10 protein-coding genes and 1 tRNA gene are annotated in these 15,642 nt (G+C 42.1%); 6 read left to right on the forward strand and 5 right to left on the reverse strand.

Annotation, left to right across the window (positions count from 1 at the left end; genetic code table 11):
- Nucleotides 1-235: 235 nt before the first annotated feature.
- The 3 genes from HGH91_RS08135 to HGH91_RS08145 form a co-directional block, all read right to left on the reverse strand.
- Entirely contained in the window at nt 236-1,822 is a 1,587-nt protein-coding gene (locus HGH91_RS08135; RefSeq protein ID WP_168737984.1) for a SusD/RagB family nutrient-binding outer membrane lipoprotein, read from the reverse strand.
- A gap of 28 nt (nt 1,823-1,850) precedes the next feature.
- The gene (locus HGH91_RS08140; protein WP_168737985.1) at nt 1,851-5,060 is read right to left on the reverse strand and encodes a SusC/RagA family TonB-linked outer membrane protein; all 3,210 of its coding nucleotides are present in this window, start codon (nt 5,058-5,060) and stop codon (nt 1,851-1,853) included.
- Nucleotides 5,061-5,163: 103 nt separating this feature from the next.
- Nucleotides 5,164-5,748: a helix-turn-helix domain-containing protein gene (locus HGH91_RS08145; protein ID WP_168737986.1), complete on the reverse strand. Its 585-nt coding sequence runs from the start codon at nt 5,746-5,748 to the stop codon at nt 5,164-5,166.
- An 87-nt stretch (nt 5,749-5,835) separates the two neighbouring features.
- Here HGH91_RS08145 and HGH91_RS08150 point away from each other — a divergent pair, with 87 nt between their 5' ends.
- The 3 genes from HGH91_RS08150 to HGH91_RS08160 all read left to right on the forward strand — a co-directional run bounded on the left by HGH91_RS08150 (nt 5,836) and on the right by HGH91_RS08160 (nt 8,229).
- A complete protein-coding gene (locus tag HGH91_RS08150; RefSeq protein ID WP_145660990.1) occupies nt 5,836-6,402 on the forward strand; it encodes a MarC family protein in 567 nt (188 codons plus the stop codon).
- A gap of 47 nt (nt 6,403-6,449) precedes the next feature.
- A tRNA-Arg gene (locus HGH91_RS08155) sits at nt 6,450-6,524 on the forward strand.
- 103 nt (nt 6,525-6,627) lie between these two features.
- Nucleotides 6,628-8,229, forward strand: a complete 1,602-nt coding sequence (locus HGH91_RS08160) for a hypothetical protein (RefSeq protein ID WP_168737987.1) — start codon at nt 6,628-6,630, stop codon at nt 8,227-8,229.
- Between the two features lie 84 nt (nt 8,230-8,313).
- Here HGH91_RS08160 and HGH91_RS08165 read toward each other — a convergent pair whose 3' ends face one another.
- Nucleotides 8,314-10,218, reverse strand: coding sequence for an ABC-F family ATP-binding cassette domain-containing protein (locus HGH91_RS08165; protein WP_168737988.1), 1,905 nt, complete (start codon nt 10,216-10,218; stop codon nt 8,314-8,316).
- A 23-nt stretch (nt 10,219-10,241) separates the two neighbouring features.
- On the reverse strand, nt 10,242-11,408 hold the full coding sequence (locus HGH91_RS08170; RefSeq protein WP_168737989.1) for a sialidase family protein: 1,167 nt from the start codon (nt 11,406-11,408) through the stop codon (nt 10,242-10,244).
- Nucleotides 11,409-11,831: 423 nt separating this feature from the next.
- Here HGH91_RS08170 and HGH91_RS08175 point away from each other — a divergent pair, with 423 nt between their 5' ends.
- From HGH91_RS08175 to HGH91_RS08185, 3 genes are read left to right on the forward strand one after another with little or no spacing between them, the layout of a single operon-like run.
- Nucleotides 11,832-13,430, forward strand: a complete 1,599-nt coding sequence (locus HGH91_RS08175; protein ID WP_168737990.1) for a hypothetical protein — start codon at nt 11,832-11,834, stop codon at nt 13,428-13,430.
- On the forward strand, nt 13,396-14,133 hold the full coding sequence (locus HGH91_RS08180; protein ID WP_168737991.1) for a 3-deoxy-manno-octulosonate cytidylyltransferase: 738 nt from the start codon (nt 13,396-13,398) through the stop codon (nt 14,131-14,133). Before HGH91_RS08175 ends, HGH91_RS08180 begins: the two co-directional genes overlap by 35 nt.
- Nucleotides 14,134-14,162: 29 nt before the next feature.
- Complete coding sequence (locus HGH91_RS08185; RefSeq protein ID WP_168737992.1) at nt 14,163-15,614, forward strand: polysaccharide biosynthesis C-terminal domain-containing protein; 1,452 nt, start codon at nt 14,163-14,165, stop codon at nt 15,612-15,614.
- Nucleotides 15,615-15,642: the final 28 nt, after the last annotated feature.

Here is a 15,642-nt window from a genome sequence, read left to right on the forward strand (position 1 = left end):
TTTGATACAGACCTAATATAAACTTATAATACAAAAGTGTCATAGACCACCAGTAAATTAACATTTACAGATGTTTTTTTTGCACACGCAAAATGGTTATCTACTGACATCGGGGCGCCAGCCAGTTCAGTGAGATCAGGGGAACGTGTATAAACAAGTATTCAATTGGTAAAAATGAGAAAGGGGCATCTCATTTTTGAGACACCCCATTCTTCAATTTGAAACAACCATTTTCTTATTTCAGCAGCCACATGCTGCCATTGATATCATCGGTAGTACCGCCAAACTGGCTTTGCAGCGCGGCAGTCCAGTTTACTGTATTAGATGACCGCTCTGCATCAGGATATTTAAAGCGTTTGGGAATAATGCTGCTATTGCCGGTACCTGTACCTACTGTAAAGGTGGGAACACCGGTTCTTCTCCAGTTGTTATAAGCCTCCCATCCGGAGTTTTCGAAGAAGGCCAGGTACTTCTGTGTCAGGATCTGGGTGAGCCCCTGGGCATTATCGCCTTTGTACATCACAGCTGCCTGTTTGTAATACACGTTTTCGAAATCAAACGGAATTTCATAACGTTTACCACCATACGTTTTCACCACGGCGCCCGGTGCTTCGGCAGGAATGCCATAGAAACCCAGGGAAGCCTTGATACCTTTTTTATACCATGTTTCAGCATTACCACTAATCCATCCACGATTAATCGCCTCTGCCATGTTAAAACACAATTCCGGGAAACCCAGGATTACACCCGGCTCTGCAGCGTAGTTGCTGTAGTAACGGCTACGGCTGCGCACAGAATATTCTGCGGTATCCACATTAGACATGCTGGAAGACATGCTCGATTGGCTAATACCCGGATCAGCACCCACATAGGCGGTAATATCTGTTGGTAATTTACCCAGCTTATTCAGCTGTTTGGTAGCTGGCTCGGCTGTGATATACGCACGCGGGTCGTTCAAATTCACCAGGGTATTCAGGTAGGTGGCCGACATATTATAACGGGTAGCATCAAAACCCAGGTTATCCGGGTTAGATGGATACTTGTTGATATTGTTATAAATGAACTGCAGATTCTGGTCCATTGACTCTATTAATGGATATTTAGTAGGATTGCTAACTATATCCTTAAACTGCTGGGCTACCTTCAGGTCTGTATCTGCTGTTTTCCTGCTCAGGGCAATCAATACCCGCAAACGCAAGGTATTTACTGCGCGCTGCCATTTGCCCATATCATTCCCGTAGTAAAAATCGCCTTTCAGCAGTTGTCCTTCTGCCGTGATGCTTTTATCTGGGTTAGCAATCTGTTGCGCCAATTGGGTATTGGCATCTTCCAGCCATTGCAGGATCTGTACAAAAACGGCTTTCTGATTATCATATACCGGCGTCAGGTTTGTTTTACCCTGCAAAGCAGCTTTCATTGGCAGATCGCCCACCAGGTTAGTTAAGCGGTAAAAGAACCAGGCACGGAAGAACTTACCCAGTGCGGTATACGGGTTCACTGCCTGGCCCCCTAAACGTAACGCTTCGCTCTCCATTTGCTGCACGTTACTCATAGAATAATAGCTGTTAAAATCAGCTCCTCCCCAATCATAACGTTGATCGCCATAATAGTTATAGTTACAGCAATCAAATTGGTTCCAGCGCATTACATTACTCCAGGGTTTATCAGAATTTATATCCGACAGTACGCCACCTAACACGAGGCTGGGTGGAGTTTGAGAAGGTTTATTCGTATTGATAGCATAGTCTTCAAATTGCTTATTGCAACCGCTCACCACAGCGCCTGTGATCGCAACGAAGGCTAATATTTTAAATGATTTCATACAAAGCTTGTTTAATAATTGAGCGTGATCAGAATGTAAGATTTACGTTGAAGCCATAACGTTTAGTCGTAGGCGATTGCAGGGTAGATATACCCTGTGTACCAGGATACTGGTCAATATCCACATCTTTGTTCTTAGCAAAGTACAGGAGGTTTCTGCCTACGAAGGAGATATTAGCTCCCCGGATAAACGTTCCTTTCAGCATGTTGGCAGGCAAGGCATAACCGATTGTTACTTCGCGCAGTTTTGCAAATGTTTTGCTGATGAGGTTAGCCTCATTGGTTTTATAGTACACGCTGATATAATCCTGCAGGAATGCTTTGGTAGTATTCGGAGCATACTGCAGCTTGTCGTAGTTGGTTACATTTCCGTTGTTATCATACTGGATAGGTACACCATTGCTCACCACTACGCCATCGCCCTGGTATGATTTCACGCCTTTATAATCCTGGTAACGGGCATCCCCCATAGCACCTTGTGTGGTAAGGATATTACGGCCACCGCGGAAAGTTTGCTGTTGAATATAATCAATCATGTTACCACCTACGCGTCCGTCGAATTGGAAGCTGAGGCTTACACCTTTGTAACTGAAACTGTTGTTCACCCCCCAAACCCAGTCTGGATTAGCATATCCCAGGAATTGCGGAGTAGAATTTACCACTGGGCGTCCATCATCTCCATTGATAATTTGTCCACTTTGGTTTCGTACAAACTTGCTACCATAGATTTTATCCACCCTGTCGCCCACGCCGGTATAGGCATCCAGCTTATTTTCACCATCATAAATGCTGATATACTTTTCCTGGAAGGTAGACCAGTTGGCAGTGATATTCCAGTTCAGGCCATTGGGGTTCCTGAGCGGCGAACCATTGAGGGTAAATTCATATCCTACTTTGCGTGTGTTCACACCATTGATACGGTTTTTCGAAAACCCGGTAGAGCCGGGGATAATCACATCATAGATCTGTGGACCATTCTTGCTGGTAAAGTAAGTAGCGTCGATACCTATACGATTTTTAAGGAAGCGGATGTCTAGTCCTGTTTCAAACACCTTGGTAGCAAATGGCTTCAGGTCAGGATTAGCAATAGTTTGAGAAACATAAGCGCCTGCCTGGTTCTGGTATACCGGGAGAACGTTGTAAAATTTAGTATTGAAAATCGGGCCATCATAGGAAGACTGGTACTCCGCGCCATATCCCAGCGGATAGCTGGCCAATGGCGTAGCGCCTATAGTAGCCTGGCTAAATCCACCTTTTACGTTAGCGTAAGATCCTCTCAGCTTAAGGAAGGATACTACTTCCGGTAGTTGTACGTAATCAGAAACTACGGTGCTGATAGCTACAGAAGGATAAGAATAAACGTTATTGTGGATAGGCAAGCTGGAGTTTTTATCGAAACGGTCGGTGAGCGAGATAGTCGCATACTTACCCAAGTCAATATCTACATAACCATATGCGCTCAATACCAGCATTTGGGCTGAATAGTTGGTAGCAAACAGCGGATCGCGGCTATTGGCAAAGCCATACCATCCCGGTGCATTCAGGTAGTTGGTGGTTACAAAGCTGGAATTATACCGGTATGAGCGGGCGTTGGCACCTACAGAGGCATGGATCCCTATTTTACGGGGAAATACATTGGTATAAGATAACAATACGTCGGTATTGTTTTCAAACAGCGAGCGTTTGTCTTCCCGGTAGTTACCTTTACCTTCTTCCATGCCATAAGGGTGCGCAGAGAAAGGCACCTTTTCATTTCTCATCAGGTCGTAGGTAGTCACCTGTGTACGGGCCAGCAGCTCCAATTTATCACTGAACTTATAATTCAGTTTGGCATAACCATTAACATCTGTTTTGTAATGCCCACGCAACCATTCGTAGGTCATAAACCATGGGTTGTGATAGCGCTGGTATTCGGCGTATATCGACTGGATACCTTCTTTACCTGGTTGCCAGTAGTTACGCATATCATCCATGCTCCAGTCGGCGCCAGCCCAGATCAGGGTGTTATAAATGATACTGTTGGGGCCATATGTTACATCCGGGAAGTTGTTGGTGTACTGGCGGTTGTAATTCATGTAGGCATCCAGGCGCAGGCGGGAACTGAAATTATAACCTGCGGAGATGTTGAAGTTGGTAATGTTTAAAGAGGTATTGGGCACAATTCCTTTCTGGTAGGAATGTGACAGGGAGAAGCGCAAATCGGCTTTTTCCGTGTGAGAAGAAACGGCGATGTTGTTGGTGCTAAGCATGCCTGTTTGCAGGAAGCGCTGCAGGTTGTTTTTACCGCGTGCTACCCATGGCGTGCCGGTGCGTTTACCTGTAGCCGGATCAACCGGGCTATCATATTGGGGGATTAACTGTCCTTCAAACTTTGGTCCCCATACATCATAGTCGCCATCGTTGGTTCCGTTTCCTTTACCATCTACAAACGCGTATTTACCATGGTCGCCAGGGCCATACTCATCCTGTACTTTGGGGATGGCATTGAATCCTTTTTCGAACATGGTGCTGGAGTTAAAGTCAATGGACAGGCCGCGCTTGTCTTTGGTTCCTTTTTTAGTGGTAATCATGATAGCGCCATTCAGGCCGCGGGAGCCATACAAAGCGGAGGCAGTAACCCCTTTCAGCACAGTATAGCTTTCAATATCATCGGGGGAAATGTTCCAGGTATCGGAGTTAATAGGCACGCCATCTACTACATAGAGCCCGATGTTATTACCTCTTAATAATACCTGTGGGGCGGCTAATAATTCAGCGGAAGCGCCTACGGTGAGGCCGGCCACTTTTCCGACTAATCCGTTAACAGGATTCGGTTCACGGGCTTTTACCATGTCGGCGCCTTTTACTTCCTGAACGGCATAACCTACCCGTTTTACTTCTTTTCGTATACCCAGCGCCGTAACTACTACTTCATCCAATGCTTTTTTGTCGGGTTGCAGGGTAATAGTAATGTCTGTGGCTCCTTTGAGCGGAAATTGCTGAGGGAGGAAGCCGATAAAAGTGATTTCGAGTACAGCGTTGCCCGGGGCAGAAAGGGCGAAGTTACCGTTGGCATCTGTTACTGCTCCGCGGTTGGCGCCTAACACTTTAACCGTAGCGCCAATAACAGGCTGCTGGTCATCGCCTGAGATAACCTTTCCGGTAATGGCTTGTTGTGCAAAGACTGATGAGCTGATAAGCAACAGCAATAGCAGAGCGCGTAGCTGCCTTTTGAGCGCACGACGTAGATTTGATTGCATGTAAAGTAGGTTTGGGTAAAATTTTATTTACACGCAAAGATTAGGGTCCAATATGATCGAACTGTTAAGTTATACTAAAATTAATGTTAAGTATTTGTATATCTTATTTATCTGAATCCAGGAAGAAATATACCACGAGGATCTGGGCATTGTCATCGCCTATATTACGGGGTTTATGTCCCAGGCGGCCATCGAAGAAGAGGGAATCGCCTTCTTCGAGTATATATTTTTCATTATCGATAAGATATTCTACTGTGCCTTTAATGATATACTTATATTCATAGGCGTCTGTCTTCACGGTCTGGGTACGATGGGCACCCTTTTTTAGTTCCAGCAGTACGATGTCTACCGGGAAATTTTTGACGTTTTTAGTCAGCACCCGTTTATATACAAACCCTTTGGCGGGCTCCTTTTCAAACTCCTGGTAGGCAGCTTTTTGCTTGATAATTACTTTGGCGCTTTGCGTATGCTGGTCTATTTCATTGAAGAATTCGTTCATATCGAGGCGCAGCGCCCGGATAATATTGATCAGTACGAGCAGTGACGGCACTGTCCTGTTATTTTCAATCTGGGAAATCAGTCCTTTGCTCACCTCTGCCCTATCGGCCAACTCCTGGATGGTGATTCCTTTGCTCTTTCTCTTTTCCTTGATCTTATTACTGATCTGAATAATAATATCCTCCGTCATAAAATAGCAGTGTTCAACAAATATAAGCAGAATGCGGCTAGGATAAAACCCAGGCCATTCTGACTATATTTACACAAAATAGCATACATGTTCAGTATCGACCAAATTTTGGCTATTACCTTTACGTTATTCGCAGTTATCGACATCGTAGGATCTATCCCGGTATTAGTGTCCCTGAAGGAAAAACTAGGGCATATAGATGCTGGCAAAGCCACGCTGGCTTCGGGTTTCCTGATGATACTCTTCCTGTTGGTGGGCGAGCCCTTCCTGAAATTATTGAGCGTTGATGTGCATTCCTTTGCCGTAGCAGGTTCCATCGTTATTTTCGTAATAGGACTGGAAATGATCCTGGGTCTCGAACTTTTCAAGACAGACCCCGACGCCAAGGCCGGCAGTGTAGTACCCATTGCCTTTCCGCTGATAGCCGGTTCGGGCACCCTGACAACCATTATGTCGCTGAAAGCCGACTTCGGACAGTATAATATCCTGGCAGGCATCTGCCTAAACCTGGTCATCGTATATATCGTATTACGCTGCCTGAATTACATAGAACGCATGCTGGGCAAGGCCGGGCTGATGGTATTACGTAAATTTTTCGGGGTAATCCTGCTGGCCATTGCAGTTAAAATATTTAAAAGTAATATTAATCTTTAACCTGATTTGGGATTGTACAGCAGAAAATGTAGTTTTGCGTTCTTTCCGGCCTCGTAGTACAATGGATAGTATAAGAGTTTCCGAAGCTCCAGATTCAAGTTCGATTCTTGACGAGGCTACCACCTGATATCTGCAAATAAATTATTTGCAGATATTTTTTTTATATTACTGTCGTGTTTTGTTAACTGAATAAATTTTCCATAAAACCTCTATTCTTCTTTATCTATGAAAAAAAAGCTACTGTCCCTGTTAATCTCAGGCGTTATTCCATTTACATTATCCGCACAGGATACTGCTTACATCAAAAATCAGGCGCTGTCAGCCCAAAATGCAAATGCATGGATCAGCGGAAAATTTACTTCTGGCTTTATGCAAACTTTCCAGGGCACCAGTACCGGTGGGACCAGGCATTATGATTTTTTTGGAGGGTCAGCCACTCCAGCGGGCGCCAATTTAAGATGGAGTTTTGTATTACAGGGTCTGGAAACAGGAAGCAATGTGGGGACGGATTTCAGGATCTGGAGTTATGCCGATAACGGTACTTTTTTAAACAATCCATTCTCAATTGCAAGGGCATCCGGCATTGTGAGCATTGGTACTTCTCTGGCTGCCACTACGATTAACACTAATAATACGACGGGGGCCTTAAGCATTTATGGTGGTGCCAATGGTATTAACAGCTACCGGGGAGCTGAAATAGGGCTGCGGGGTGGAGGTTACAGCACTACGCCGGGTGAAATGAGCTTCCACACAGGATTGGGGGGTGGTGGCACCGCCCAGCCGGAAAGGATGCGCATAGATGCCAATGGATTGGTGACCATGGGCTACGGCTTAAGATTAAATAATGCCACCTCCAATAACATCAGTTTTGACCCTGTTGGATTGGGTGCTCCCACCTTTACTACTAGAAGTGTTGGCACTAGAATCACCTTACATCCTGCATTGGGCAGTGCTTCGGGAGATTATGCCATTGGTATTGAGCCACAGCACATGTGGTTTAGCGTGAATATCAAAAACGTCGCCAATGGTTTTAAATTTTATGCAGGAAACAATCAAATAGGAAGAATCGATGGCTTTGGCGCCACCGACTGGGAAGGGCAAGGCCGTTTTAAAGGATGGTACAACGCCAATGGAACCGGCCCTGCTGCGGAAATAGGCATATCTAATGGTACAGCAGTGCTTATCGGCTATGACAGGACTCCCGGTGCTACCCGGTATATTCCATTAGCCCTCTCCGGCGGAACTACCAGCAGTAATCAAACGAGCATTACTATTAATGAGGTTGGCGTAGGTGTGGGTACCAACACCTTCTTCGGTAAATTCAATATATATGATCCGGTTAATAATAAAGCCTCTATTACCATGCAATCTAATGGTGACAGCCGGTTCTGGATCAATGAAGGTGATAATGCGCTTAAACTCGGCGGTGTAGGCGGTAGTACACCTCCTGCCCAGGGCGTATTAAACATTACCAACCAGGGCCTCGTGGGTATTGGTACCCTGACACCTCAATCCGAGCTTTCCGTTAAAGGCACCATCACTGCCCAACGGGTAAAAGTAACCCAAACCGGCTGGGCCGATTATGTATTCCATAAAGACTATCCCCTTTCCCCGTTAACAGCTGTTGAAAAATATGTAACCTCTCACCAGCACCTGGAAGGTATTCCTGCTGCTGCAGAGGTAGAAAAAGATGGTATCGACGTAGGTGAGATGAATAAAAAGTTGTTAGAAAAAGTGGAGGAATTAACACTTTACCTGATTGAGCAAAACAAAAAAATAGCAGCACTGGAAGAGTGGAAAAAACAACAGGAAAGCAGGCAGCACTAGTACCAATACCACTAAAAAATAATTCGCCCCAACCCTCCTGACGGGGTTGGGGCATTTTTATTATTGATCGCGGACAGTTAAAAATTATTCATTCATTTCACTCAGTTCCAGCCAACGCATTCCTTTATCATCAAGCAATTGGATAATTTCCCCAATCCGATGTGTCATGGGCTCCATTTTATCGAAGCTGAGCTCTCCACTGGATAAAGCTGTTTCAATGGTTTTCTTTTCTGTTTCCAGTTGTTCGATTTCTTTCTCCAGCAATTCCAATTCACGCTTCTCTTTAAAAGACATTTTACGGGCTTTGTTTTCCGTAGGTAGTGTAGCCGTTACCGTTGGTTCAGGCATTACTTCCTTCTTAGGTGCCGCTGTTTTCTTTTTATCTTCTTCCTTCTGCCATTCGCGGTACTGGGTATAGTTGCCCGGGAAATCACGTATTTCACCATCTCCTTCAAAAACAAGCAGGTGATCTACCAGTTTGTCCATGAAATAACGGTCGTGGCTCACAATAATCACACATCCCTGGAAGTCCTGCAGGAAGCTTTCCAGGATGCTCAGGGTTGGCAAATCCAGGTCATTGGTAGGTTCATCCAATACCAGGAAGTTGGGATTACGGAATAAGATAGACAGCAGGTGTAATCTTCTTTTTTCACCACCACTCAGCTTGGAGATATAGGTATATTGTTTTTCCGCTGGAAACAGGAATAATTCGAGGAATTGTGCAGCGCTTACTTTCGTGCCATCAGCCAGGGGAAAGTTTTCTGCGATATTCTTTACGAACTCTATTACCCGCATATCTTCCTTCACCACCAGGCCGGACTGGGAATAGTTACCAAATACAATGGTTTCGCCCACATTAATTTTTCCGGAGTCGGGTTGTTCTGTACCCAGCAGCATATTCAGGAAAGTAGACTTTCCTACGCCGTTTTTGCCCACAATACCTACGCGTTCGCCTCTTTTGAAAGTATAATCCATCCCTTTCAGGATTTTTAGATCGCCGTATGACTTATATACTTTCTTTAACTCCAGGATTTTTCCGCCCAGGCGGGTCATTTTAACGTTGAGTTCGAGCTGTTGATCGGCTACTCTTTGGCTGGCCTTCTCTTTTACTTCGTAAAAATTATCCTGCCTGGATTTAGATTTGGTGGTGCGGGCTTTAGGTTGTTTCCGCATCCATTCCAATTCTTTGCGGTACAGGTTCCGGGCCTTATCTACGCTTGCTTTATCACTTTCTTCCCTGGCAGCTTTCTTTTCCAGGTAATTTTCATAATCTCCTTTGTAGATAAATAGTTGTTCCTGGTCCAATTCCATAATTTCGTTACACACGCTGTCGAGGAAGTAGCGGTCGTGGGTTACCAACAGTAGGGTAACCCGTTCCTGGTCCAGGTAGTTTTCCAACCATTCGATCATGCTCACGTCGAGGTGGTTAGTAGGCTCGTCCATGATCAGCAGCACATGCTTATGCTCAAAGCCAATTTCAATGAGGACTTTAGCGAGTGCCACCCGTTTTTGTTGCCCACCGGATAGCGAACCAACGGGCTGGTCGAGATTGTGTATATTAAGTTTTCCTAATATCTGTTTTACTTTAGCATCGAAGTGCCAGGCATTCAGCTCGTCCATTTTAGCAATGGAGGTCGTCAATTTGTCCAGATCGGGCTCCCCATGACCTTCTTCTGTAAGCAATTCATATTCTTTGATGGCATTCAGTACCGGGTTATCGTGGCTAAAGATGTTTTCGATAACGGATTTAGCCATATCAAAACCTGACTGTTGCTCTAACATAACTACAGTAACATCCTTATGGATCCATACTTTGCCGGCGTCGGGCACATCCTTTCCACATAAGATCCGCAGCAGTGTGGATTTTCCGGTCCCGTTGAGCGCTACCAGCGCTATTTTATCCCCTTCTTCGATATGAAAAGAAATGTCTTTAAATAATGGTTTGGTGCCAAAAGATTTGGTAAGCCCTTCTACTGAAACGTAATGCATAGTGCGAAGTTAGGATGTCCTTATTACTTATCAATAATAGAAATAATCGCTTTGGCGTTTTTTTTGAAAAAATCTTGTTCATTAAATTTCGCCAAGTTAATTTCTTTGTCCAGACTTCTATTACGATCATATACGACAAACAACGTTCCGTTGGGACCTTCGCAGGCATCCGGATATGAAACATTCTTTCGGGAATCAATTAAAATGGCGTAGGGCCACGTTTTACCACCATTCTTTGACAGAAATCCTTTTAGGTTCGTTCTTGTTGAACTTGAATTTACAATTAGCAGGAGGTTCCCCGATTTGAGTCTTTGGATATGAAAACGGCTTGCTGCTATAGGACTCACAACTGTAAATGGTTCTGCCGTGGTCCAGTTTTCACCATTATCTACACTGGTTGAATAATAAATTCCCTTTAAGGTTCTAAATAAACATAAGAATGTACCTGTTCCTGTAGCAACTATCTGATGTTCATCGACGAATCTTATCTTATCATCAAAAATCTTTTTATTTTTTGCGATCAAAAAGTTATCTCGTTCTGCGTAGTATGAAGCATAGGCTACATAGGCCCCAGAATTAACAGCTGGCGTTGGGGCATGCCGCCAAATTGAAATGGGCATCAGCATAGTTTTTCCTTCGCTTGATTGATAAACTGGTTTATTAATCATTACACCATCTGCTAAAAACTTTGGCTTGCCCGGCTTAATAGTATCTGCTGAAAAATCAAGCAAACAACTCCATACTCCTCCTTTGCCATCCCACCAACCCCTAGACTGGGCCCAGAAAAGATGAACAAGCCCCATGTTATCTTTCCATAACGCAGGATCAAATATGCGATAACTACTATCAGGTGGGGCTACAATCAATGCATTTTTCCTCCAGGATGTGCCACCATCAAGACTTTCTGCCACTGTAACATAATTTCCAGGGCCTTCTCCCTTTCCTCCGCTATACCAGGCAACAACCAGATGCCTTTCATTAGTAATTTCGACGGTAGGAACTCCCTGCCAATTCCTTTTTGTATAAACTGCTGACAATGACATATCAGTGAGCAAAGACGCAGTTGGTTGATTTTCAACTACGGGTAAAGTATCAAGACCTGCAACCGGCGAATCGTTGATTTTATTTTTTGTGCAACTAAGAAAAAGAGTGGAATTCACTGCAATTACAAAAGTCAAAACAGCCCTCATAATTGATTAAATATTTATGGTACTAAGGATATCTCTCTGGGTACTAATCTAAAATACATAATATTCAGTGGATTGCGAATTAAAATGAGGATAATATTTTAACTTTATTTTAACATATTTCACTAGAGGGAACATCAAAAAGAAGGAGCGAAATTCTAAACTATTTCATATTTTTGAAAAATATAATTGAATATCTACTGATAGATAATACTACCATAAGCCATAACCTTGTTCAACTGTTTTTTGTAGGAATATCTATTTCAATAGCCGTATTGATTTTTAAATTATTGTCGTGAGTTTTTTGTGAATCCCAATCGTGCCAAAACACTTTATTTAAAATGGCGTGTATTATGTCGATAGGGGTTTGACAATCACTTACATTTAATCAATAACCATAATATTTTCCAACTTAACTGCCACACTATGAATTCTTTACAAAAGCCAGTGACATTATTAGACTGCACTATTCGAGACGGAGGATATTATACTGGCTGGGATTTTGAGGATAGCTTGGTCAATAATTACTTACTCTCTTGCGACAAACTACCAATTGATATTGTGGAAATTGGCTATCGGGGTGTAAAAAGTGATACCTACTATGGAGACTATTTTTATTTACCTCTTCATTTAGTCGAAAAGCTTAAAGCCCAACATCCCAATATGCAGTTTTCGGTTTGTATTGATGAAAAGGATGTAAACCTGGAAATAATTGACAATTTATTATCTCCTTATGTGTCATTAATTAACATGATTCGGATCCCGGTGGATCCCATGCGGCTCGATAAAGCAATTGCCTTGTCCAGAGAGGCAAAGAAAATGGGATTTGTTGTTTGTCTTAACATCATGTATTTATCCAAATGGTACAATGACGATCTCGTACTTGACAAAATAGCCGAGATAACGAATGAAGATACAGATTATATATATCTGGTCGATTCATTTGGAAGTTGCACACCCGATATAGTTGAGGAGGTAGTAAAAAGAATAAAGGAAAGCAGTTCACTCCTCCTGGGATTTCATGGGCACGATAATATGGAATTAGCGCTGGCCAATGCTATTACGGCAATGAAATACGGTTGTGATGCCATTGATGTCACTTTTACCGGGATGGGACGAGGAGCCGGCAATCTAAAAACAGAATTATTGTTGACCTATCTTGATGCAGCGGGTCATGTCAAACTGAATTTAAATGATTTGAGTGATATCGTAGGTCAATTTGAAAAATTAAAACAACAATATCAATGGGGAACTAATCTTCCTTATATTATTTCCGGAGCTTTCTCTCTTCCTCAAAAGGAGATTATGAGTTTGATAAATAAACGTCGATATTCTCTGGAAACAATTGTTAATAATCTCCAACATTTAAAAGCCAAACCTGCTGTAGAAGAACTGCCACGATTATCCGATACCAAAAAGTATCAACAAGCTGTTATTATTGGGGGAGGGAAAAGGGGGATTAGACATACCCAAACTCTCTACAAGTATATAGAATATTGTGCGGCAAATAACATTGACATCTGCTTAATTCACTCAAGCAGCCGGCATTATTCAAAATTTGAGGGCTGGGATATGGTAGACCAGTTTTGCTGTCTTACAGGATACGAGGGAAAACGCCTCGAGGAAAGCGGCATAACGAATCTATCCAATTTAAAATGTATTCTACCACCATCACCCACTAAAATGGGAACATATATTCCTGAATTCATCAGGAAATATTGTTATGAGTTGCAAAATACCTCTGATGAAGTTGTTTATGACGATTCTCCTCTGAGCATTGCATTGCAATTAACATTAAATCTTCAGTGCCAATCAGTCTTCTTATTTGCATTTGACGGATATGATGTGTATATGAATGAGAGTGAAAAAGAATTAGCAGAAGAGAATCAAATGCTGATTAGTCAATTCTCTAATAAATACTTCCAATTAATAGCAGTCACCCCAACAAGATATCAAATTCATCAACAATCATTGAATTTTCAATTAACACATGAAAGTAGTTGCAGTCATTCCCGCACGGTATAAATCAAGCAGATTTCCGGGGAAGCCGCTTGTGAAAATAAGCGGAGTACCCATGATCATAAGAGTGGCAGAAAGAACAAGTTTAGCAGTAGGGAAGGAAAATGTAGTAATAGGTACTGAAAACGAAGAGATCAAACGAGTATGCGAGGCATATGGCTATAAAGCGCTGATCACTTCTGACAGTTGTTTGACAGGTACTGATCGTGTTTGGGAAATTGCCCAACAGTTGGAGGCAGATGTCTATGTGAATGTTCAAGGTGATGAACCTATTGTAGATCCTGCAGATATACATCATGTAATTAATGAAGTGCCTCAATCACCAGGCTATGTCATCAATGGAATGAAGTCGTTATCCGCCGATGAAGATCCCGCTAATATTAATATCCCAAAAGTTTTAACAAACAGCAAGGGAGAATTGATCTATATGTCCCGCTTACCGATTCCAGGTGTAAAAAATATTGGCGTAACAACCCCTGTATTTAAGAAACAGGTCTGTATCTATGCATTTTCATTTGATGCACTTAAAGCATTTGGGACGCAGGAAAAAAAAGGCAATGCAGAATTTTATGAAGATATTGAAATTCTTCGATTCCTTGAGCTAGGGATACCAGTAAAAATGGTAGAAATGAAATCGCCGAGCATAGCCGTAGACATACCTGAGGATGTTTCCAGGGTGGAGCTCTGGCTAAAAAAGAATCAACTATAATTTCTGATCTATTCTCAATTATCTGCAGTTTGAACAATTCAATTGCCAAAAACACTTTTGTTTTAACGATCTGTAATATCGTACAATTTATTGGCGCTCTTGTACAATCAGTTATTTTAGCTCACGCAATCCATTCCAAGTATGAATATGGGAGGCTTCAACAAATTTTCTTAATCGGCGTCCTTACCGCAACCGTGGGTTCTGCCATTCCTTCCGCTATGAGTTTTTTCTGGGGGAAGGCAGATCACGAGCATCGTAATTTAAGTCACTTCTTTTCGAAATTTTTTTTTACTACAATAATTATTGGAGTTGTCTCATCTGGTATTATTTTCCTGGGCAGTCCACTGTTGTCTGATTATTTTTCTAATACGCTTTTCCAGGATTGGAAACTTCCGATTTTTATATATTTTTTCCTTAAGTGTATCAATAATTATGCTAATGGTCTTTATTTATTAAATAATCAGCTTCAAAAGCTATTAATACAGAATATCCTCAGTTTTACAGCAATTGCTATATGGATGGTATATATCACGAAAATTGAAACTGCTGTTCTATACATATTTTACGGGCTTATTGTAATAGAGCTGATCAGGATACTCTTTTTGCTTAAAGATCTGCGATTTTTCTTTTCAAAGTCCAATGTCTTTACATTGCCCACCGCCAGAGAATGGAGATATGTGATTACATTAATTGCCATGATGTTACTGACTGTTTTTAACTCCCAGGCCGATCGATTTATTGTATCTCAACTATTAGGGCCCGCTAAATACTCAGACTATTCAGTTGGCACATTTGCCAACCCCTTCATAGGATTAATAACAGGATCTCTCATGATGGTATTACTTCCTCTTTTTTCGGAATTATATCATAAGGGGAACTTCAGGGTAATCGCCAAATTATGGAGAAAAGTTACAGTAAGGGCCTGCGTGCTGCTTTTGCCATTAATCATTTTTACGATTCTTTTCGGTGATCAAATTATTCTTTTAATTTATCCACCTCAGTTTATATTAGCTGCTAAACTTTTTCAATTGTATAATATCAAATATATTTTCACCGTCATTATTTTTGGATCGGTCATTAATGCAATTGGACAAGAAAAATGGATGTTAATCAATGCGATAGTAAATACTATAACATTATGTCTACTCTGCATTATTTTAATTCCTATTTGGGACTTATATGGTGCCGTAATTGCCTCAATTTTATCTTTGTTTGCCGGGTATGCATTGCCTATTTGGTTAACAAAAAAATATTTACATGTTACGTTTGATAAATATTTCCCTATCAGATTCTTTTTGAAGACTTTCTGCCTCTGCCTGGGAACAGCTATTGCAGTAAGATTTCTAAGCAGTTATTTGCCTTCAGGTAAGTATTTTATACTACTGACCGGCCCTATTTATATTGGGATATGTTATGCCATCCTAATAAAAGATAAAAAACAATATTTGAGAAAATTGATGGTGCGAAAAAAAGATTCTTAGCGGAGGAAATTTCGATCTCTATATTAAA

Source organism: Chitinophaga eiseniae (genome assembly GCF_012641265.1).
Classification (GTDB): Bacteria; Bacteroidota; Bacteroidia; order Chitinophagales; family Chitinophagaceae; genus Chitinophaga; species Chitinophaga eiseniae_A.

Coding starts and splice junctions, on each gene's coding strand:
- HGH91_RS08135 (WP_168737984.1), bottom strand. CDS start 1,822: ATGAAATCATTTAAAATATTAGCCTTCGTTGCGATCACAGGCGCTGTG.
- HGH91_RS08140 (WP_168737985.1), bottom strand. CDS start 5,060: ATGCAATCAAATCTACGTCGTGCGCTCAAAAGGCAGCTACGCGCTCTG.
- HGH91_RS08145 (WP_168737986.1), bottom strand. CDS start 5,748: ATGACGGAGGATATTATTATTCAGATCAGTAATAAGATCAAGGAAAAG.
- HGH91_RS08150 (WP_145660990.1), top strand. CDS start 5,836: ATGTTCAGTATCGACCAAATTTTGGCTATTACCTTTACGTTATTCGCA.
- HGH91_RS08160 (WP_168737987.1), top strand. CDS start 6,628: ATGAAAAAAAAGCTACTGTCCCTGTTAATCTCAGGCGTTATTCCATTT.
- HGH91_RS08165 (WP_168737988.1), bottom strand. CDS start 10,218: ATGCATTACGTTTCAGTAGAAGGGCTTACCAAATCTTTTGGCACCAAA.
- HGH91_RS08170 (WP_168737989.1), bottom strand. CDS start 11,408: ATGAGGGCTGTTTTGACTTTTGTAATTGCAGTGAATTCCACTCTTTTT.
- HGH91_RS08175 (WP_168737990.1), top strand. CDS start 11,832: ATGAATTCTTTACAAAAGCCAGTGACATTATTAGACTGCACTATTCGA.
- HGH91_RS08180 (WP_168737991.1), top strand. CDS start 13,396: ATGAAAGTAGTTGCAGTCATTCCCGCACGGTATAAATCAAGCAGATTT.